21 protein-coding genes are annotated in these 18,865 nt (G+C 61.3%); 12 read left to right on the plus strand and 9 right to left on the minus strand.

Features of this window, described 5'->3' with window-relative positions; genetic code table 11:
- The first annotated feature begins 17 nt into the window (after window positions 1-17).
- Window positions 18-1,289, plus strand: coding sequence for a glycosyltransferase (locus AC2A1F_RS02320; RefSeq protein WP_484207161.1), 1,272 nt, complete (start codon window positions 18-20; stop codon window positions 1,287-1,289).
- Here AC2A1F_RS02320 and AC2A1F_RS02325 read toward each other — a convergent pair.
- Both AC2A1F_RS02325 and AC2A1F_RS02330 read right to left on the minus strand, forming a co-directional pair.
- Entirely contained in the window at window positions 1,270-2,694 is a 1,425-nt protein-coding gene (locus tag AC2A1F_RS02325; protein WP_484207162.1) for an aldehyde dehydrogenase family protein, read from the minus strand. The two genes, AC2A1F_RS02320 and AC2A1F_RS02325, sit on opposite strands and share 20 nt — an antisense overlap.
- Before the next feature lie 143 nt (window positions 2,695-2,837).
- Window positions 2,838-2,984, minus strand: a complete 147-nt coding sequence (locus tag AC2A1F_RS02330; protein WP_484207163.1) for a lmo0937 family membrane protein — start codon at window positions 2,982-2,984, stop codon at window positions 2,838-2,840.
- Window positions 2,985-3,164: 180 nt separating this feature from the next.
- Between AC2A1F_RS02330 and AC2A1F_RS02335 the strand changes: the two genes are divergently transcribed.
- Window positions 3,165-5,435, plus strand: coding sequence for a putative bifunctional diguanylate cyclase/phosphodiesterase (locus AC2A1F_RS02335; protein ID WP_484207164.1), 2,271 nt, complete (start codon window positions 3,165-3,167; stop codon window positions 5,433-5,435).
- A 12-nt stretch (window positions 5,436-5,447) separates the two neighbouring features.
- On the opposite strand, the gene AC2A1F_RS02340 is transcribed toward AC2A1F_RS02335, so the two are convergent.
- The 4 genes from AC2A1F_RS02340 to map form a co-directional block, all read right to left on the minus strand.
- Window positions 5,448-5,921: a CHAP domain-containing protein gene (locus tag AC2A1F_RS02340; protein WP_484207165.1), complete on the minus strand. Its 474-nt coding sequence runs from the start codon at window positions 5,919-5,921 to the stop codon at window positions 5,448-5,450.
- A 216-nt stretch (window positions 5,922-6,137) separates the two neighbouring features.
- Complete coding sequence (gene glnA / locus AC2A1F_RS02345; RefSeq protein ID WP_484207166.1) at window positions 6,138-7,547, minus strand: type I glutamate--ammonia ligase; 1,410 nt, start codon at window positions 7,545-7,547, stop codon at window positions 6,138-6,140.
- Window positions 7,548-7,687: 140 nt separating this feature from the next.
- Window positions 7,688-8,026, minus strand: coding sequence for a P-II family nitrogen regulator (locus tag AC2A1F_RS02350; RefSeq protein ID WP_484207167.1), 339 nt, complete (start codon window positions 8,024-8,026; stop codon window positions 7,688-7,690).
- Window positions 8,027-8,287: 261 nt separating this feature from the next.
- Window positions 8,288-9,118 (minus strand): type I methionyl aminopeptidase, encoded by an 831-nt coding sequence (gene map / locus AC2A1F_RS02355; protein WP_484208148.1) that lies wholly within the window; start codon window positions 9,116-9,118, stop codon window positions 8,288-8,290.
- Window positions 9,119-9,288: 170 nt separating this feature from the next.
- On the opposite strand from map, the gene AC2A1F_RS02360 reads away from it, so the two are divergent.
- The 3 genes from AC2A1F_RS02360 (at window position 9,289) to argC (ending at window position 12,035) form a co-directional block, all read left to right on the plus strand.
- Window positions 9,289-10,671: a leucyl aminopeptidase family protein gene (locus AC2A1F_RS02360; RefSeq protein ID WP_484207168.1), complete on the plus strand. Its 1,383-nt coding sequence runs from the start codon at window positions 9,289-9,291 to the stop codon at window positions 10,669-10,671.
- Between the two features lie 84 nt (window positions 10,672-10,755).
- Window positions 10,756-11,109, plus strand: coding sequence for an SH3 domain-containing protein (locus AC2A1F_RS02365; protein WP_484207169.1), 354 nt, complete (start codon window positions 10,756-10,758; stop codon window positions 11,107-11,109).
- Window positions 11,106-12,035 (plus strand): N-acetyl-gamma-glutamyl-phosphate reductase, encoded by a 930-nt coding sequence (gene argC / locus AC2A1F_RS02370; RefSeq protein WP_484207170.1) that lies wholly within the window; start codon window positions 11,106-11,108, stop codon window positions 12,033-12,035. The genes AC2A1F_RS02365 and argC overlap by 4 nt, the downstream gene beginning before the upstream one ends.
- A gap of 167 nt (window positions 12,036-12,202) precedes the next feature.
- Here the strand turns inward: argC and AC2A1F_RS02375 are convergent, their stop codons facing one another.
- Window positions 12,203-12,520, minus strand: a complete 318-nt coding sequence (locus tag AC2A1F_RS02375) for a 2Fe-2S iron-sulfur cluster-binding protein (RefSeq protein ID WP_292631162.1) — start codon at window positions 12,518-12,520, stop codon at window positions 12,203-12,205.
- Window positions 12,521-12,657: 137 nt separating this feature from the next.
- Here AC2A1F_RS02375 and AC2A1F_RS02380 point away from each other — a divergent pair, with 137 nt between their 5' ends.
- Both AC2A1F_RS02380 and AC2A1F_RS02385 read left to right on the plus strand, forming a co-directional pair.
- Window positions 12,658-13,275 (plus strand): DNA-3-methyladenine glycosylase family protein, encoded by a 618-nt coding sequence (locus AC2A1F_RS02380; protein WP_484208149.1) that lies wholly within the window; start codon window positions 12,658-12,660, stop codon window positions 13,273-13,275.
- Window positions 13,276-13,304: 29 nt separating this feature from the next.
- Window positions 13,305-14,114, plus strand: coding sequence for an SDR family oxidoreductase (locus tag AC2A1F_RS02385; protein WP_484207171.1), 810 nt, complete (start codon window positions 13,305-13,307; stop codon window positions 14,112-14,114).
- A gap of 194 nt (window positions 14,115-14,308) precedes the next feature.
- On the opposite strand, the gene AC2A1F_RS02390 is transcribed toward AC2A1F_RS02385, so the two are convergent.
- Entirely contained in the window at window positions 14,309-14,716 is a 408-nt protein-coding gene (locus tag AC2A1F_RS02390; RefSeq protein ID WP_484207172.1) for a hypothetical protein, read from the minus strand.
- A gap of 110 nt (window positions 14,717-14,826) precedes the next feature.
- Complete coding sequence (locus AC2A1F_RS02395) at window positions 14,827-15,117, minus strand: 4a-hydroxytetrahydrobiopterin dehydratase (protein WP_484208150.1); 291 nt, start codon at window positions 15,115-15,117, stop codon at window positions 14,827-14,829.
- A gap of 56 nt (window positions 15,118-15,173) precedes the next feature.
- Between AC2A1F_RS02395 and ccmA the strand changes: the two genes are divergently transcribed.
- From ccmA to AC2A1F_RS02420, 5 genes are all read left to right on the plus strand, one after another.
- On the plus strand, window positions 15,174-15,749 hold the full coding sequence (ccmA, locus tag AC2A1F_RS02400) for a heme ABC exporter ATP-binding protein CcmA (RefSeq protein ID WP_484207173.1): 576 nt from the start codon (window positions 15,174-15,176) through the stop codon (window positions 15,747-15,749).
- A complete protein-coding gene (gene ccmB, locus AC2A1F_RS02405; protein ID WP_292622378.1) occupies window positions 15,746-16,408 on the plus strand; it encodes a heme exporter protein CcmB in 663 nt (220 codons plus the stop codon). Before ccmA ends, ccmB begins: the two co-directional genes overlap by 4 nt.
- A 67-nt stretch (window positions 16,409-16,475) precedes the next feature.
- Complete coding sequence (locus AC2A1F_RS02410; RefSeq protein ID WP_484207174.1) at window positions 16,476-17,474, plus strand: cysteine synthase A; 999 nt, start codon at window positions 16,476-16,478, stop codon at window positions 17,472-17,474.
- 14 nt (window positions 17,475-17,488) lie between these two features.
- The gene (locus AC2A1F_RS02415) at window positions 17,489-17,893 is read left to right on the plus strand and encodes a hypothetical protein (protein ID WP_484207175.1); all 405 of its coding nucleotides are present in this window, start codon (window positions 17,489-17,491) and stop codon (window positions 17,891-17,893) included.
- Window positions 17,894-17,899: 6 nt separating this feature from the next.
- Entirely contained in the window at window positions 17,900-18,619 is a 720-nt protein-coding gene (locus tag AC2A1F_RS02420; protein WP_484207176.1) for an ABC transporter, read from the plus strand.
- The last annotated feature ends 246 nt before the right edge of the window (window positions 18,620-18,865 follow it).

An 18,865-nucleotide genomic window follows, 5' to 3' on the forward strand; every position in this document is an offset into this window, starting at 1 on the left:
ATGGCCTTTCGGGGAGCATGAACACCTCCGCTGAACCCCTGCTGATATGCGACCTCACTCAAAGCTATGCTCCGCACGGCGGCGGCGGAATTGGCACTTATCTGCGCGAAAAGCAGCGCCATGTGATCGACCAGACGCAGCACCGGTTGTTGCAGATCGTGCCTGGACCGGAAGACCGCGTGGTGGAGCAGGGGCGCCATATCTGGGTGGAAGTGGGCGCTGATCCGGTGCGGGGCAGCCCGAACTATCGCTTCATCATGCGCACGAAAGTGGTGCGCGAAGTGCTTGAACAGTTTCGGCCCGACCTGATTGAATCGCAATGCCCATGGGTGCTGCCGTGGACGGCGATCAATTATCGCAGAGCCTTTCCGCATACGGCGCTGGTGGCGGGTTATCACACCGATTTTCCCAACGCCCATATCCACCGGGTTGGCTCTGAACTCTTTGGCGAATTCGTCGGAAGTGGCTTGCGGCGATTGGCGACAAGTTACGCGCAAGTGACGTATCGCGAATTCGACCGGGTTTATACATTGAGCGCGATGATGGCCGATGTGCTGCGGGGATATCGCGTCGATCACGTGGATGTGATGTCACTGGGTGTTGATACGACGTTGTTCCACCCGGACCGCCATGATCCTGCATTTCGCACGGAACTGGGCCTGACGGCCAAGGGACCGCTGCTGGTATACGCTGGGAGGATCGACAACGAAAAGCGCGCCGACCGGCTTCTGGCGATGTTCCGACGCTTGCCGCCTGCGCTTGATGCGGGGCTGGTGATGATTGGCGATGGCAAGTTGCGCGACAGCCTGCGTGAGGAAGCAAATGGCATGCAGGTAGCTTTCCCGGGTTTCATGGCTGAACGAAAAGAGCTCGCCCGGGCCCTCGCGTCGGCCGATATCTATGTCTCGGCGATGGCGGATGAAACCTTTGGCATATCGATTGTTGAAGCGCAGGCCAGCGGATTGCCAGTGGTCGGCGTTTCATCGGGCGCCATGCCCGAGCGTGTCGTTCCGGGAACCGGCCTCTTGGTAAGTGTTGATGATGCAGAGGCGATGGCGGCCGCGGTCATGCAGGTCTGGCACAGCGGGGCACGCGAAGCGATGGGCCGTGCGGCACGTGCCCACGTTACCGGACGCTTTGAATGGCAGCAAACATTCGAACAGTTGCTGGGAGAAGTCTATCCCCGCGCCTTAGCCTCTGCCCGGCAGCGCAACGAAAAGGGCCGCTCCACAGTAGGAGCGGCCCTTTCACTCTTGCCCGGTGTCAGGCTTAGGCAGGCAGGCCGCTGATCGCCTTCATTTCCATGAAGTCCTTCAGGCCGTAAAGCCCGCCTTCGCGCCCATTGCCCGATTGCTTGTAGCCACCGAATGGTGCGCCCGGCGATGGGCCCCAGTTGTTGATGGCTACCATACCGGCGCGCAGGGCTGGCGCGATTTCCGCAGCCTTTGCCGGATCGCCGGTGATGCAGGCGGACAGGCCGTAGGCGGTGTCGTTGGCGATTTCGATGGCCTGATCAAGGCTGTCATAGGCCATGATCGTGGCCACCGGGCCGAAGATTTCTTCCTGCGCAATGCGCATTTCTGGCGTTACGCCCGAAAACACCGTGGGTTTGATGTAATAGCCGCGGTTCACGTTTGCAGGCAGATCGGGCCCGCCCGTCTCCAGCTTGGCACCATCATCAATGGCGGACTGGATCAGGTCGCGGATCTTGTCGAACTGCGTCTTGTTCACCACCGGACCAAGGTGCTGCCCTTCCTGCATCGGATCGCCCACCGGCGTTGCCGCATACATCGCAGAGACGAACGCTGCAGCCTCCTGTTCACGCTCACGCGGCACCAGAATGCGGGTGGGCGAGATGCAGGACTGGCCACTGTTGACCAGCGGGCCAGACGCGGTTGATGGCAAATGAGCGGCAAAATCGGCATCGGGCAGGACCAGATTGGGCGATTTGCCCCCAAGCTCCTGATGCACGCGCTTGACCGTGTCGGCTGCGGCCTTGGCCACCAGAATGCCTGCGCGGGTCGATCCGGTGAAGCTCACCATATCGATGCCGGGGTGCGAACTGATCGCCGTACCAACGCCCGGGCCATCGCCCTGAATTAGATTGAATACGCCGGGGGGAACACCTGCTGCGTCCATGATTTCGGCAAAGATCGCAGCGTTTGTGGGGCATTCTTCCGATGGCTTCAGGATCATGGTGTTGCCCGCTGCCAGCGCCGGTGCAACCTTCAACGCGATCTGATTGAGCGGCCAGTTCCACGGGGTGATCATGCCGACCACACCGATGGGTTCGTAAGCGACCTTGTAGGCGCCGTTGTCTTCCATGAAATTGAAATTCTTGAGCGCGGCCATCGTGCCAAGGAACCCGCCGATCCCGGCACCGACTTGTCCGGTTCCGGCAAAGCTTACCGGTGCTCCCATTTCTTCAGCCATGGCAACAGCAAGATCGGGAGCGCGTTTCTTGAATTCTGCGACGATGCGATCCATCAGCGCCAAGCGCTCCTCACGCGATGTCTTGCTGAAAGTCTTGAATGCGGCTTGAGCGGCGGCGACCGCCTTGTCGACATCGGCCGACGTGCCAAGCGTTATCGCACAGCAGGCCTCTTCTGTTGCCGGGTTGATCACCTCGTGGCGCTTGCCTCCTTCGCTGTCGACCCACTTGCCATTGATGTAATGCTGAAGCCGCTCACGCATGTCATGCTCTCCACGAGATTATGGCCGCGAGAAAACGCAGCCGGTCTGAGGCTGAAGATTAGGCAACACAGTTGCCATCCGCAACCGATTTACCTTGGCAGATTCCGTCAGATTTCGCCTTTGAGCATCGCAGACTTAAAGATTCAGACTTTGCGGCCCCTGATCAGCTGAACCATCCCGATCACCAGCGCCACAACCAGCACCAGGTGGATTACCCCGGCCGTAACCTTGAATGCAAAGACGCCAAGCGCCCACAGGACGAACAGCACGAGCGCGATTGTCAGCAGCATGAAAGTTCTCTCCACATCCCGTCCTGTATCATGCCGCAAACCGCTGAGCGCGGCTTCGGTTCCGCCGCGACAGATGAATCAAGTCTTTCAATGCCTAAGGTCGCGGTGCGTACTTTTTGGTAACCATTTCTTTGCAACCCTCTGTCTACGTTGCCGAAGATGGGGAAGGGACGATCCACAATGGCCGGGCGGCGGCAGAACAATGGTGAGACGAACGCCGGATGGATTGTCGTGGCGACATTTCTTGCCCTTGTGGCGCTCACCGCAGCCTTGGTTGCAGCGTTCCGCAACTCCACCGACATTGCCGACAAGTTTGCCCGCGAAGAGGAGCAGCATCTGGTCCAGCGGTTTCTGGTGCGTAGCGAACGCCAGATCCTGGAGGCGGGAAAACTGCAACTCGTCTGGGATGATGCTGTTACCCGGCTCCGGGCTCCAGATGCTGAAGTATGGGCGCGGGATTTTATCGCAGGCTATTTTTGGGGCAGCCACAGGATCGACAGGATCTACCACGTCGGGATAAACGGCCAGTTGCTGCGCTGCTGGATAGGGCCGACGGTGGTTCAAGATTGTCGCTATGACCAGCTGCAAACCACCGCGAACGACCTGATCAAACGATCGCTGCGCAGGGATGCTGCGGGCAACGATGCGCGCGAGTGGCGTCAGCAAGGCGCGGTAAGATGGCCCTATGACGCGCAAGGGCTGCCACTGTCGCTGGGGGCTTCGGCGATCATGCGCATCGATGGCAGTCCTGCCATCGTCGCCGTAGCCTCAGTCATACCGAATGCAACGCCGTCTGTGCTGAAGGGAGCGCCAGACTATCTCGTGTTTGTGCGGAAATTGGATCGGCGCATCATTGCCGATCTTCAATCCACGTTGCTGCTGGAGGACGTGCACATTCTCGCGTCGCCGATAAGCGAGCCTACCCGCAATTCTTTAGCCATCAAGGATATTCACGGAGGCACGATCGGTTGGATCGGGTGGAAGACCAAGCCGCCAGGACCAGCCATCCTGCGCCAGACGGCCCCTTTGCTGGCTATCTACATTCTGTTCTTCGTCGGTGTCGTCGCGGGGGGTGCCATCATTGTGCGGCGCATGCGGCGCACGACCAGCGAGCTGATGGCAAGTGAGGCGCAGGCCCAGCACAATGCGCTGCATGATGCCATGTCAGGCCTGCCGAACCGCGCCCATTTCATGCAGCGCCTTCGCCAGGAGCTTGCCGCTTGCGTGGCTCGCCGCGAATTGGGCGATGTGTTCGTCGCCTATGTCGATATTGATCGGTTCAAGGTCGTGAACGACACGCTGGGGCATCACGTAGGGGACGAACTCGTGCGGCAGGTTGCCATCCGGTTACGTCGCTCGCTCCCCCTTGGCGATTTCCTGTCGCGCTTTGGCGGAGATGAATTCGTGCTTATGCGGCGCAGCACAGGCGGCAAAACTGCCGCAGACATGCTTGGCCGGCAGTTGATGGCGATGACGCGCGAGCCGTTTATCATATCTGGACATAGCCTGGAGATCAGCCTGTCCTGCGGTATCAGCTGGGGACCCGATCAAAGTGAGGACCCCGGCGAACTGTTGCGCCGTGCTGATATCGCTCTGTATCGGGCCAAACAGCGTGGTCGAGCCCGCTATCGCCGTTTCACGCGCGATATGGACGCATCGGTAAAACTGCGGCGCGAAATGGAAATGGAACTGCGCCGTGCCATTGCGCGGGACGAACTGACCCTAGCCTTCCAACCTATCGTGACCGCTGCTGATGGTACGATCGAAGGCTTCGAGGCTTTGCTTCGCTGGCCTCACCCTGAACGCGGATCGATCCGTCCGGGGCTTTTCGTCCCCGTGGCAGAGCAGGCCGGGTTGATGATCCCGCTGGGTGCATGGGTCTTGCGTCGCGTGTTTACGGAATGCCGCGACTGGCCGAACTGCGACATTTCGGTAAACCTTTCACCTTTGCAGATCATGGCCAGCGATTTTCTTCAGTCTATCGACGAAATGGTGCGTGAAACCGGGGCCGATCCCCGCCGGTTCGTGTTGGAGGTGACCGAGGGGATCATGCTGGACCGCAGTGAGCACGTGATCGAGGTGCTCAAGGGGCTGAAGTATCGCGGATTCCGCATTGCCCTTGATGACTTTGGGATTGGCTATTCCTCGCTCAGCTATTTGCGCTCGTTCCAGTTTGACCGGATCAAGATTGATCGCTCGTTTGTGCAGAACATCGAAGCTGATCTGGACGCTCATGCGATCCTGCGGGCGATAGTATCGCTTGGCCATACGCTGCGAATGAAGGTGGTTGCCGAAGGGGTAGAAACCCCGATGCAACGTGCGCTGGTGCAGGCGGCCGGATGTCAGATGATTCAGGGACACCTGTTCTGGGAGGCGATGCCTGCACAGAATGCGCGTGCGTTGCTTGGCGATGTAACGGCGGTCGTGCCCGCCAAAGTCGTAAATGGCTAAGCGCGCGGCCGCTTAGCCTTGAAGCTCTGACTTTGCCACAGACCCGGCAGTTTGCGTGTGAGGGTAGATGAAGCCCTTTGCCGGGCTGGCACGCAGACCGACCGATTTTGTTGGAGCAAACCAGACGCGCACTTCGCTCCAATCGCCAGCTGCCGAAACGTCAATCGCCATTACGCCGCGTTCAACCATGCCGGGACCCGACCAGTTGGCATGATCAATCAGGATGTGGCGATCGTCGACGATTTTGCGAACGACGGCCACGTGGCCGTAGGGCATGGCGCGGGTGCCGCTGAAGGCAAGTACTGCGCCAGCCATGGGTTCCTGGCCTCGTTCGTAGCGGCCCTCGGCATTGCTCCACCATTCGCGTGCGTTGCCGCTGATCTGCACGTCAGAAATCTGGCGGGCGTAAACCACGCATTGCAGGCGGGCATGTGCTGCCGTCGGGAGAGCCACAAAGGCGAAAACGGCGAAGAGGGCTGCGACCACGTTCTTTAGCATGTGCAGCATGACTAAGGATTTTGGCGAATTCGGGGAGTCCTGCGCACCTCCGTTCATCCTGCGGCAATCACCGTTCACCTCGCTTCGTCGCAATCTGTGGAAAAGATCACAGCGTCGTGCGTTGTTGTCGGCGCTCGGGGTGGGGAATCGAAAAGGGCGCCCGGTTTCCCGGACGCCCTTTCGTGTCTTCGCTGATCGCAGGGATCAGAGCGAATAGTACATGTCGAATTCGACCGCCGATGGCGTGGTTTCCCAACGCATCACTTCGGGCCACTTGAGTTCAATGTAGGCTTCGATCTGGTCTTTGGTGAACACACCGCCCTGCAGCAGGAAGTCATGGTCAGCCTGAAGGCTGTCCAGAGCTTCACGAAGGCTGCCGCACACGGTTGGAACTTCGGCGAGTTCTGCCGGCGGCAGATCGTAGAGGTTCTTGTCCATGGCTTCGCCCGGATGGATCTTGTTCTTGATTCCATCGAGACCAGCCATCAGCAGTGCGGCGTAGCAAAGGTAAGGGTTGGCCATCGCATCAGGGAAGCGGAACTCGACGCGCTTCGCCTTGGCACCGGCGCCATAGGGAATGCGGCACGATGCCGAGCGGTTGCGGGCCGAATAGGCCAGCAGCACAGGGGCTTCATAGCCCGGCACCAGACGCTTGTAGCTGTTGGTGGTCGGGTTGGTGAAGGCGTTCAGTGCCTTGGCATGCTTGATCACGCCACCGATGAAGTACAGGCACATTTCCGAAAGGCCGGCATAGCCGTTACCGGCGAACAGAGGCTTGCCTGCTTCCCAGATCGAAATGTGGGTGTGCATGCCCGATCCGTTGTCGCCCTTGATGGGCTTGGGCATGAACGTGGCCGATTTGCCATAAGCGTGTGCAACCTGCTGCACGACATACTTGTAAACCTGCATGCGGTCAGCGGTCTGGACCAGCGTGCCGAAGGTCAGGCCGAGTTCGTGCTGGGCCGAGGCCACTTCGTGGTGGTGCTTGTCGCAGGGCAGGCCCATTTCGATCATGGTCGAAACCATTTCGCCGCGGATGTCGACGCAGCTGTCGATTGGGGCAACCGGGAAATAGCCGCCCTTTACGCCCGGACGGTGGCCCATGTTGCCACCTTCGTATTCCTTGTTGCTGTTGGTCGGCAGTTCCACGTCATCGATGCGGAATCCGTTGCCATCGTAGCCGTCATAGAACTTGACGTCATCGAACAGGAAGAACTCGGCTTCGGGACCGACATAGACAGTATCGCCAACGCCAGCCGACTTGACGAACGCTTCGGCGCGCTTGGCGGTCGAGCGCGGGTCGCGCGAATAGAGTTCGCCGGTCGATGGCTCAACGATGTCGCAAACGATGATCATCATCGGCGAAGCGCTGAACGGATCGATGAACACAGCCGACAGGTCAGGCTTGAGGATCATGTCGGATTCGTTGATGGCCTTCCAACCTTCAATCGACGAACCGTCGAACATCAGGCCGTCTTCCAGCTCGTCTTCGCCAAGCAGGCCCGCAACCATGGTCAGGTGCTGCCACTTGCCCTTGGGATCGGTGAAGCGCAGATCGACCCACTCGATTTCCTCGTCCTTGATGCGGGCGAGAATGTCCTTTGCACTTGCCATGGCTAGTCCTTCTTTTGCCCCCGTGGGAGAGGTCCGGGGGGTATCTGGGGTTTTCTGGAGGCGTGCCCGTCCACAGGCCTACCCCCGCTTTGACGCCCCGTCCCGCGTTTACCGGACGGGGCAAAATTCGTTTGGAATTATCAGATCGCGTCGTCGTCGCGCTCTCCGGTGCGGATGCGCAGCGCGCTTTCAACCGGGATCACGAATATCTTTCCGTCGCCGATCCGGCCTGTCTGTGCAGCAGAAGCGATGGCTTCGACTACGCGATCGGCCAATGCATCAGCCACAACGACTTCAAGCTTCACCTTCGGCAGGAAATCAACGACATATTCTGCACCGCGATATAGTTCGGTATGGCCCTTTTGGCGGCCAAATCCCTTGGCTTCGGTAACAGTAATGCCCGACACGCCGATTTCGTGCAGCGCTTCCTTTACTTCATCGAGCTTGAAGGGCTTGATGATCGCTTCGACCTTTTTCACGTCGTTCAGACCCCTGCAACGCGGGCCGGAGCACAACTGGCGCAAACCGGCGATTTATCCTTTTCGTAGCACTCCCGTTACAAGAATCGTGCCACGTGCTGTCACAAATCACTAGGACATGATGCTGCATCGCGAAAGCCGTAAAATCCGGGGGCGTGCAAGATTTGAATCGAATGCGCAGGCGTTGCATGCGCAAGATTGCGCGGGCTTATTAAATTAGTGCTCAAATTTTGCGCAGAGGCTGCCGATTTTTTGGGCAGATCATGCCGCGTAGGGCGGTTGGTGCAATCCCTTGGGGCTGGCGGTGAAGATTTCGCACCCGTCATCGGTAATCCCGATCGAATGCTCAAATTGCGCCGACAACGAACGGTCCCGCGTCACGGCCGTCCAGCCATCTTCCAGAATTTTGACGCTCGGCTTGCCCAGATTGATCATCGGTTCAATCGTGAAGAACATGCCGGGGCGCAGCTCCGGCCCGGTTCCGGCACGTGCGGCATGAATGACTTCGGGCGAATCATGAAAAAGGCGGCCAAGGCCATGCCCGCAAAACTCGCGCACGACGCCATAGCGTTGCCTTTCGGCATGGGCCTGAATCGCAGCGCCAATATCGCCCAGCCGTGCGCCAGGCTTGGCCTGCGCAATGCCGATCATCAGGCATTCGTATGTGACGTCTACCAGCTTGCGCGCCTTCAGCGGCACATCGCCAACAAGATACATGCGGCTGGAATCGCCGTGCCAGCCATCGAGCAAAGGTGTCACGTCGATATTGACGATATCCCCGTCCTTCAGCGTCTTGTCCGAAGGAATGCCATGGCACACCACGTGATTGATCGAAATACAGCAGGAATGGGTATAACCCCGATACCCCAGCGTGGCCGGAATCCCGCCGCCATCCAGCGTCATCTGCCGCACCACATCGTCAAGATGGTCGGTCCGCGCACCGGGAACCACCAGCGGTGCCAAAGCGTCAAGGATCTCTGCGGCCAGACGCCCGGCCTTGCGCATGCCTTCGAACCCGGCGGGGCCGTGCAGCTTGATGGTGCCATCCCTCATCAGGACATCGTGGTCTTCAACGGTCAGATATTGTGTCATCGCGCCCATGTAGCGAATGATGCTGCAAAATGCGAGGTGCCCGGCAAGGCCATACGTACCTTTTCATTGCGACTGGTGGCATTCCCGCGGTGTCCCAAAGGCGGGTGCGCATCCCACTCTGCAAATTCCACTCGCAACCAAAGGCGCTGTGCGGCATGCAGTGGGGCAACATGACCGACAAACACGCGCTGATCCAGCCTGATCGCGGCCAACCGGCCACCGTCCTCCACCTGGTTGACAAGGCCACCTTGCCTGACTTTCTCAAAAGTCTGAACCCAGGCCAGCGTGCGGCGCTCACCGCGCAGAAGTTTGAAGGTGGAGGCTATGAACACGCTATCGTCCCCGATGGCGATGGCTGGTTCGCCGTGGCAGGCGTTGCCAATGTCAACGACCTCTCATCGTGGTGCATGGCCAAGCTGGCCGATGTCCTTCCCGGCGGCACCTATCGCCGCGCCGGAGGAGAACCAGGAAAGGCGCTGCACGGCTGGGTAACCGGCCAATACCGCTTCGACCGCTATCGCAAGGACGCAAAGGACACAGAGCCGCGCATACTCCTGACCAAGGACGTCGCCCGGATCGAACCTGTGCTGGCCGAGGCCACCGCCGTGCTGGTCGTGCGCGATCTGGTGAACACCCCGGCCGAAGACATGGGGCCGCTACAGCTTGAATCTGAAGTGCGCGCGCTGGCCAAACGGCACCACGCCGAAGTCCACGTGGTTTCAGGCGATTCGCTGGAACACGATTACCCGATGGTCCACGCCGTTGGCCGTGCCGCTGCCCGCAGCCACGCGCCGCGCATGATCGAGATGGAATGGGGCGATCCCAAGCATCCGCGCGTCGCCATTGTCGGCAAGGGCGTCTGCTTCGATTCCGGCGGGCTCGATATCAAGCCATCGTCCGGCATGGCGCTGATGAAAAAAGATATGGGTGGCGCGGCTCATGCCATTGCTCTTGCCGGTCTGATCATGGCACTGGGCCTGAAGATCCGGCTCCATCTGCTTGTGCCTGCTGTGGAAAATGCCATATCGGGCAATGCCTTCCGCCCCGGCGATATCCTGCGCTCGCGCGCGGGCCTGTCGGTGGAGATCACCAATACCGATGCCGAAGGGCGGCTCGTGCTGGGCGATGCGCTGACTCGTGCCAGCGAATTGAAGCCCGAACTGGTCATCGATTTTGCCACGCTGACCGGCGCTGCCCGCGTGGCGCTGGGGCCGGATCTGCCCGCGCTCTTCGCGCGGCGCAGCGAAACCGCGCAAGGCCTTATCGCCGCAGGGCTTGAACGCGACGATCCGTGCTGGCAACTGCCCCTTTACGAAGGCTATCGCGAATACCTCAAATCGGATGTGGCAGACCTGCTGAATGCGCCTGCTAGCGGCTTTGCCGGGGCCAGCACAGCCGCGCTGTTTCTGGACCGGTTTGTGGGCGAAGGCCTTGATTGGGCACACTTTGATACTTTCGCCTGGCGGCCTGTGGCCAAGCCCGGGCGGCCCAAAGGCGGTGATGCCTTGGGCTTACGCGCGGCCTGGGGCCTGCTGAAGGCGCGCTACGGCTGATTGCGCCCGCTCATGCCGCATGACTTGCCCTACCGCCCCGACGCCGCTAATCGCCCGGCTTTCCTGCTGCGAGGGCACCCTGAATTGACCGTTGACGCCACGCCTCTTTCTGCCGAACTGCCGACTGGACCGCTCGTGCTGACCCGTCCGGCGGACCGTTCGGACAAGCCGCACCTGCCGGTGCGCGGCGATCTGGCGCATATTGGCCTCGCGGGGCGCTACTTCGTGCCGCACTACGCCGTGCCAATGCCGCATGTGCTGAAATCGCCCGCCATGTTGCGGGCCGCGGGCAAGCCCGATGGCGAAGAACTGCGCGCGCTGGCGGCGGGCGAAGGGTTCGATGTGCTTGATATCGCAGGCGGCTGGGCCTGGGGGCAGGCCACCACAGACTTGCTGGTCGGCTATGTCGAAATCGCGCAACTGGAGCCATCGGCATGACAACTTCGGTCTTTATCGATGGCGCTGCGGGCACCACTGGCCTTGAGATTGCCGACCGGCTGGCAGGCCGCAGAGAATTCACGATCATCGCGCTTGATGATGTGCGCCGCAAGGATGATGCGGCGCGGGCCGAGGCCATCAATGACGCCGATGTGGTGATCCTGTGCCTGCCTGATGATGCCGCCCGCGATGCCGTGGCGATGATCCGCAATGATCGCACCAAGGTGATCGACGCTTCAACCGCGCACCGGGTGGCCGATGGCTGGGCCTATGGTTTCCCGGAGCTCGTCGGACGCGAGGTGGTGGCGCAGGCTGCGCGGGTTTCCAACCCCGGCTGCTATCCCACCGGCTTCCTCGCCTTGCTGGCCCCGCTGGTCCACAACGGCCTGCTGCCTTCGGCGTGGCCCTATACCTGCACCGGCGTCTCTGGCTATTCGGGCGGCGGCAAGGCGCTGATCAAGCGGTTTGAGGATGACCGCGATATCGCATGGCGCGGCTATGGCCTTGGCTTTGGGCACAAGCATGTGCCGGAAATGCAGCGTTATGCCGGCCTTGCCATTGCCCCGCTGTTCAGCCCCGCCGTGGTGCCTGCCCATCGCGGCATGGTGGTGGAAGTGCTGCTGCCGCTGGGTGTTATGCCGGGCAATGTGCCCGCAGACCTGCTGCGCGCGGCGCTGACGCAGTTTTATGGCGAATCGAAGATTGTGACAGTGGCGCAGGATGCTACGGCTGAGGGCGAATTGCTGCTGCGAGGGTCGATGGAGCCTTGGGACGGGCTGAAGCTTCACGTGATGGGCAGCGGCGATGGTGAACAGGCGCGGCTGGTGGCAGTGCTGGACAACCTCGGCAAAGGCGCGAGTGGCGCTGCGGTGCAGACGCTGAACCTGATGGCCGGGCTGGACGAGACGGCGGGATTGCGCGTTTAGTTCAGCGGTTTCTGCGTCCCCGCGAAGGCGGGGACCTCGTGCCGTTTACAGAACCTCGGCTTAATACTCCTGAGGCCCCCGCCTTCGCGGGGGAGCAGGCCCAGTAAAGAAAAAGGCCCGCGCTCCATCGGGAGGCGGGCCCTTTTCATCACGCAAAGCGCGGAAAATCAGTCTTCCGGCGCAATCGTTACGCGCAGGCCGTCCAGCGCGCTGGTCAGCTGCACCTGGCACGACAGGCGCGAGGTTTCGTTGCGGTGATCCGAGCTGTCGAGCAGATCGTTCTCATCTTCGCTCATCGGCGAAACCTTGTCCGCAAAGGCCGGGTCGACATAGACGTGGCACGTGGCGCACGAGCAGCAGCCGCCGCACAGGGCCAGCAATTCGTCAAAGCCGTTGTCGCGGATGGCTTCCATCACTGAAAGGCCAGCATCGGCCTCGACCGTCTTTTCTTCACCTGCACGATTGACAACCACGATCTTCGGCATCGCTTGTTCTCCAAAATCGGCGGCAGGCCCAAACGCAATCCCCGCGCCCCCTGTTCGCCTTTGGACGGGGCTGCTATCGCGGCAATCCGGCTTTGGCAACTGCCGAACCGGCCATATCGTGTTTGTGGAGAATTAAGGTGGGGCTTTCGGCAGAGGCAATCCGCGAAGGGCTGGATTTCATCGCCGCCCGCAATCCATCTCTGGCCGGGGCCATCGCCCGCGTCGGCTACCCCGAACCGCGCCTGCGCCCCACTGGATACGCCACGCTGCTGCGCACCATCGTCGGCCAGCAGGTTAGCGTGGCGGCCGCCGCATCGGTGTGGACCAAGCTTGAGGCGCTCCTGGGCGAGGACATGCCACCGCACGATCTGCTTGCCGCCGATTTCGATTCGCTGCGCGCTTGCGGCCTGTCGCGCCAAAAGCAGGGCTATGTGCGGTCCTTGTGCGAACTGGTCGTTTCGGGCGAACTCGATCTTAAGGCGCTGCCCAAGAATGACGAGGAGGCGATTGCCGAACTGGTCAGGATCAAGGGCATCGGGCGCTGGTCGGCAGAAATCTACCTGCTCTTTGCCGAGGGACGGCCCGACATCTGGCCTGCGGGCGATCTGGCGGTGCAGGTGGGGCTAGGCAAACTGCTGGGCCTTGAAGAGCGACCGAGCGAGAAGGAGACCCGCGCTCTGGCCGAGGACTGGCGTCCGCATCGCGGTGCGGCGGCGATTTTCACGTGGCATTGCTATAACAATCCGGCGCTGTAATCTGCTGCTGACAACAATGTGAGCAGGGGATGGCAGTGGCGGGAAAGACGATCTTCATCACCGGCGGCGCTTCGGGAATCGGCCGCGCGGTGGCGCAGCGCTTTGCGCAAGGGGGTTGGTTCGTGGGGCTGGCCGATGTGAACGAGGCGGGAATGGCGCAAACCGCAGCATCGCTGCCGTCTGCGCAAAGCTCCTGCCACAAACTCGACGTGCGTGACCGTGCGGCATGGGATCAGGCGCTGGCGGATTGCGCCAAGGCTTCGGACGGGCGGATCAATGTGGTGTTCAACAATGCGGGCGTTCCGATTGGTGGCGCAATCGTCGACCTGACTGCTGAGGAGATCGAACGCACGCTCGACATCAACCTCAAGGGCGTGATCTTCGGCGCACAGGCGGCACACCCTTGGCTCAAGGCCAGCGCACCGGGATCTTGCCTGCTCAACACCTCCAGCGCGGCGGGCATCTACGGCTCACCCGGAGCTTCGGTCTATTCCGCCACCAAGTTCGGCGTGCGTGCGATCACCGAATCGCTCGACGGCGAATGGGCCGAGGACGGGATTGCGGTGCGCGACCTGATGCCCAGCTTCATCGAAACCCCGCTGCTCGACCACGCCCCCAACCGCGCCAGCAACGAAGACATCCGCACCCGCGTACTCGGCGCAGGCCTCGAACTCACGCCGGTGAGCGAAGTGGCCGAGGCTGCGTGGGCAGCGGTGCACGGGAGCCGGTTGCACACCGTGGTAGGCAAGACCGCCCGCAAACTGGCCTTCGCGTCGCGGTGGATGCCGGGGGCGTTGCGCAAGCAGATGCGGTCATCGGCAAAGCCACTGGGGAAGTAGGGCCACTCTGCCTTGCGCCAAGAATCCATCCCCTCATTCATCATCCCGGGCTTGACCCGGGATCCCGCTGTCCCTTTTTGTGCCGCCAAAGAAAAGCGGGACCCCGGATCAAGTCCGGGGTGACGGCGGGATTTGGGATAGACTGTGGAGAACTTGAGCGACTTGAATTGGGTGGGAAGCGGGCATTAAGCTGTTCAACAGGACGCCTCCTCATTGTGCCTTTTGTGGTCGGGATGCCGCCTCAAAAGTGACACGCCGCTAACCATGCCTAAGCGCGGCACGAAAGCAAAGATCAGGAAAAGCCCCCCTTGAAAAAGACGATTAGAGAATGACATGCCTGTTAAGTCGATAGGCCATCTGCTCATTTCCCAAATATAAGTGGAGATCGTGCACAATGCGAACAGCAATAGCGCGACGAGTTTCGCCCTTAGCGGGAAGAATATGCTTGCCAGCAAAAACATGCTCGTCTCACCCGATGTGAAGATGACCACTGGGTGATAGATTCCTATTTCACCGCGCAAATACGTCTCGACGAACATGAACAGAAAAAGAAGCCCGAGCAGTGCGCAGATCACGTAGCTACCGTAAAAAACCTTTGTCATTGCAACATTAGAGCGGAACCGAGCGATGGCCGCAATGGGGTCGTGTCCCGCATGACAGCTTTCAATCGGAAACCTCAAAAACCCGCCACCCCTCCGCGCGTCTCAATCCCTCAAACAAACCCCTCCATCGCCCGCGCCATCGCCGCATCCCTTGCCGACAGCCCATCGGCGTCGTGCGTCGTCAGTGTCACTTCCACGCGATTGTAGACGTTGAACCATTCCGGGTGGTGGTCGGCCTTTTCCGCATAGAGCGCGACGCGGTTCATGAAGGCCCAAGCTTCCGAAAAATCGCCGAAGCGGAAGGTGCGGACCATCGCCAGTCCATCTTCGCGCAATTGCCATTCGGGCAGTTCGGCCAGCAGCGCATCGCGTTCGGCGTCGGTCAGGCGGGCTATGGTCATCGTCGGTCCTTTGGTAAGCTTGGCAGTCGCCATCGTTTCCCCTATCGCTCCATCCTATGCAAGAGTGCGGTCTCGTCGCCACGGATATTGCCTGCAGGCGCGGGGACCGGATTTTGTTCCGGGGCCTGTCGCTGTCTGTTGGCACGGGGCAAATCGTCCACCTTGCTGGACCCAACGGCATCGGCAAATCGAGCCTCATCCGCATCCTCGCCGGATTGCTGAGGCCCTATGCCGGGACGGTTGAGCGCACCGGCAACATTGCTTTGGCGGATGAACGGCTCGCGCTTGATGGCCATCAACCTTTGGCGCAGGCGCTGGCGTTCTGGCAGCGGATCGACCGGGCCGCGCCGATGGACGCCGATTTCGGTTTGGCCGATCTGCTTGATGTGCCGGTTCGCTATCTGTCCACCGGGCAGCGTAAACGTGCAGCGCTCGCTCGCGTGGCAGCAAGCGGTGCCCCGCTGTGGCTGCTGGACGAGCCGCTGAACGGCCTCGACACCTATTGGTCGTGCAAGGCGCAGGCGGCCATCGATGCGCATTGCCGCGCCGGGGGTGCGGTTATCATCGCATCGCACCAGCCGCTGTCGCTGGAAGCGGTGGACGAAATCAAGCTGCTGGACTTCCAGGCATGATCCGCAAGCTCTGGCCGATTTTCACCCGTGATCTCGCCCTGCTGACGCGCGGTGCGCAGGGGCGCGGCGGGGCGGTGCTGCCGCTGTTGTTCTTCCTTGCGGTGGCTATGCTGTTCCCTTTCGCGGTCGGGCCGGATGCGCGGTTGCTGGCGCGGACCGGGGCAGGGGTGATCTGGGTAGCGGCATTGCTGGCAGCGATCCTGCCGCTCGACCGTCTGGTAGAGCCGGATGTGGAGGCAGGCCTGTTCGATCAATGGGCCTTGCGCGGCATTTCGGAGGAAGCGCTGCTAGCGGTGCGCGTGCTAGCGCACTGGCTCAGTTTCGGGGTGCCGCTGATGCTGGCCGCGCCACTTTCGGCAGGGTTGCTGTCGCTTGATGCGCAGCAGTTGTGGACGGTGGAACTGGGCCTGCTGCTCGGCACACCGGGGCTGGCGGCGATCGGCGTGACCATCGCCGCGCTGACCGCCGGAATGCGCGCAGGTGCAGCGCTGGGCGGCTTGCTGGCAATTCCGATGGCGGTGCCGCTCCTAATCTTCGGCGCAGGCTCGCTCCAGCCAGACGGGGAGGGCGGGCTGGCCTTGCTCGCGGCGTGCAGCCTTGTTGCGCTGGCAGTTGCGCCCTTTGCCGGTGGAGCGGCGATCCGGGCGGGACGCGAGTAACTTCGCTTGTTGGCAGACAAGCGCAATTGCGTTGGCAATTGGGCAGACAGTCCCTAATTCGGGGATTATGAACGCTCCACCGATTACACCCGATACCATTTCGCTCATCGGCAACACGCCGCTCGTCCTGCTCAAAGGACCGAGCGAAGCGGCAGGTGCCGAAATCTATGGCAAGTGCGAATTTGCCAACCCCGGCGCCTCGGTAAAAGACCGCGCCGCGCTGTGGATCGTGCGCGATGCCGAAGAGCGAGGGCTGCTGCAGCCCGGCGGCACGATCGTTGAAGGCACGGCGGGTAACACCGGCATCGGTCTTGCGCTGGTGGCCAATGCGCGCGGATACAAATCGGTCATCGTCATGCCCGAAACGCAATCGCGCGAAAAGATGGACACATTGCGCGCGCTCCGCGCCGAACTGGTGCTGGTCCCTGCCGCGCCATTCTCCAACCCCGGCCACTTCGTCCACACTTCGCGCCGCATTGCCGAGGAAACCGAAGGCGCGGTCTGGGCCAACCAGTTTGACAATATCGCCAACCGCCGCGCCCATATCGAAACCACCGCGCCGGAAATCTGGGAGCAGATGGAGCACCGCATCGATGGCTTCACTTGCGCTGCGGGCACCGGCGGCACCATCGCAGGCGTGGGCATGGGCCTCAAGGCGTTTGACGAGAACGTCACTATCGCGCTGACCGATCCGCACGGCGCAGCGCTCTACAACTATTACGCCAACGGCGAATTGAAGTCCGAAGGTTCTTCGGTGGCCGAAGGCATCGGGCAGGGACGCATCACCGCCAATCTCGATGGCGCGCCGATCGACACGCAGTTCCGCATCTCGGACGAAGAGGGCATCTACTGGGTGGAGCGCCTGCTGGCCGACGAAGGCCTGTGCCTTGGCCTTTCGAGCGGTATCAATGTGGCAGGTGCGGTGGCGCTGGCAAAGCAACTGGGGCCGGGCAGCCGCGTGGCGACGATTCTGTGCGACACGGGCTTCCGTTATCTCTCCTCGCTCTACAATCCTGCTTGGTTGAAGGCGAAGGGCCTCCCGGTCTTTCCTTGGTTGGAGCAATAGGCTACCATGCCCTGATGGCAATGTTCGGCCTCCCCGGCAGAAAGCAGGCACCCGCATCTCCGGCTGAGCAGCAGGCTGCTGCGGCCGTTGCAAGCGCCTTGGCGCACGTGCCGCCAACCATGCGCGAAATGCGGGCACAGGCGGTCCACCGGCTGCAAGTGGGGCTGTTCGGCCTTGCCGGGATGCTGCTGCTCGTCAGCCTTGCCAACGTGATCATGGACCGGGCGAAATACATCGACGAAAGCGCGGTGAATGCCGCTGCTCCTGTCGTCGAAGCAAGCGCTACGTCAGCCAAGGATCCGCTGGCAGACATGGGCGTCGCCCCAAAACTCCCGGTCAGTGCCAACGAAAAGCCCACCGTCACGATCTCGCCAGCGCCGCCTGCGCCCGCGCCATCGGTCAACGCGCCAAAACCCTGAGCGGCAATGCGCCGCATTCTGATCTTGGCGCTGGCGTTGTTGGTTGTGGTTGCAAGCCGTGTGTGGTTCACCACATCGCGCGGCAAAGCTGCGGATCAGAGCCTTGGCTTGTTCACCAGTCTGCCAATCCTATGGAGCGAATCGAGCGACCTCAGGGGCATGCTTGATGGCGAAGAGACCCAGCACTGGGCGCGAGCCATGCTGGAAGAGCGCGCGCGTGTGATCCCGCTCAATACGCTGCTCGATCTTTCCGCCACCCGTCACCTGATCATTGCCCAGCCGCGCCCGCTTGCCCCGGAAGAAAACGTCGCGCTCGATTCATGGGTGCGTGGGGGCGGCGCTGTGCTGTTCTTTGCCGATCCCATGCTCACACAAGACAGCCACTATGCGCTGGGTGACCGGCGCAGGCCACAGGACGTGGCGCTGGTCTCGCCCATCCTCGCGCGCTGGGGGCTGGAACTGCGCTTTGATGAAGACCAGCCTGCGGGTGAGCGGGAAAATGCGGGAGAGCGCCTTCCGGTCAACCTTCCGGGGCAATTTTCGGCACAGGCAGGCGGGCAGGATGCCGATTGTCGGATCGGCGCAGCAGGCCTGATTGCGCGCTGCCGCATCGGCAAAGGGCGCGCCGTGCTGGTTGCAGACGCCGCTCTGCTGGAAAGCGGCGATGGCGAAAGTGCCCGCATTTCCGGGCTGCAGCGACTTCTGGATGAAGCGTTCGACCGTTGAAATGGCCCTGCGTGCGGGAAACCGCGGGCAGGCAGTGCTTCAGCAAATCCAGGCAAAGGATAAAGGCCTGAATATCGGGCCGTTCTGTGTCACTATTTGCGGCAGGTTATGGTTACTCTTTCGTAAGTAAGTAGAAAAAACGGTCCAGAATCAGCGATAGTCCGCATTTTCCCGCATTTTCCCCTTTTCGCCCGCCCGGTCCCGCGTTAGGAGTGTGCGTTATCGGGACGAACTCCAGTCGCATCC

The organism is Novosphingobium sp. HNCC26BN242 (genome assembly GCF_057180525.1).

Excerpts from the sequence above, each read along its gene's own strand:
- ccmA (WP_484207173.1), top strand. The coding sequence starts at position 15,174 with ATGCAAGAGTGCGGTCTCGTCGCCACGGATATTGCCTGCAGGCGCGGG.
- AC2A1F_RS02325 (WP_484207162.1), bottom strand. The coding sequence starts at position 2,694 with ATGCGTGAGCGGCTTCAGCATTACATCAATGGCAAGTGGGTCGACAGC.
- glnA (WP_484207166.1), bottom strand. The coding sequence starts at position 7,547 with ATGGCAAGTGCAAAGGACATTCTCGCCCGCATCAAGGACGAGGAAATC.
- AC2A1F_RS02320 (WP_484207161.1), top strand. The coding sequence starts at position 18 with ATGAACACCTCCGCTGAACCCCTGCTGATATGCGACCTCACTCAAAGC.
- ccmB (WP_292622378.1), top strand. The coding sequence starts at position 15,746 with ATGATCCGCAAGCTCTGGCCGATTTTCACCCGTGATCTCGCCCTGCTG.
- AC2A1F_RS02410 (WP_484207174.1), top strand. The coding sequence starts at position 16,476 with ATGAACGCTCCACCGATTACACCCGATACCATTTCGCTCATCGGCAAC.
- AC2A1F_RS02385 (WP_484207171.1), top strand. The coding sequence starts at position 13,305 with ATGGCAGTGGCGGGAAAGACGATCTTCATCACCGGCGGCGCTTCGGGA.
- argC (WP_484207170.1), top strand. The coding sequence starts at position 11,106 with ATGACAACTTCGGTCTTTATCGATGGCGCTGCGGGCACCACTGGCCTT.
- AC2A1F_RS02420 (WP_484207176.1), top strand. The coding sequence starts at position 17,900 with ATGCGCCGCATTCTGATCTTGGCGCTGGCGTTGTTGGTTGTGGTTGCA.
- AC2A1F_RS02360 (WP_484207168.1), top strand. The coding sequence starts at position 9,289 with ATGACCGACAAACACGCGCTGATCCAGCCTGATCGCGGCCAACCGGCC.
- AC2A1F_RS02330 (WP_484207163.1), bottom strand. The coding sequence starts at position 2,984 with ATGCTGCTGACAATCGCGCTCGTGCTGTTCGTCCTGTGGGCGCTTGGC.
- map (WP_484208148.1), bottom strand. The coding sequence starts at position 9,118 with ATGACACAATATCTGACCGTTGAAGACCACGATGTCCTGATGAGGGAT.
- AC2A1F_RS02375 (WP_292631162.1), bottom strand. The coding sequence starts at position 12,520 with ATGCCGAAGATCGTGGTTGTCAATCGTGCAGGTGAAGAAAAGACGGTC.
- AC2A1F_RS02335 (WP_484207164.1), top strand. The coding sequence starts at position 3,165 with ATGGCCGGGCGGCGGCAGAACAATGGTGAGACGAACGCCGGATGGATT.
- AC2A1F_RS02415 (WP_484207175.1), top strand. The coding sequence starts at position 17,489 with ATGGCAATGTTCGGCCTCCCCGGCAGAAAGCAGGCACCCGCATCTCCG.
- AC2A1F_RS02395 (WP_484208150.1), bottom strand. The coding sequence starts at position 15,117 with ATGACCATAGCCCGCCTGACCGACGCCGAACGCGATGCGCTGCTGGCC.
- AC2A1F_RS02390 (WP_484207172.1), bottom strand. The coding sequence starts at position 14,716 with ATGACAAAGGTTTTTTACGGTAGCTACGTGATCTGCGCACTGCTCGGG.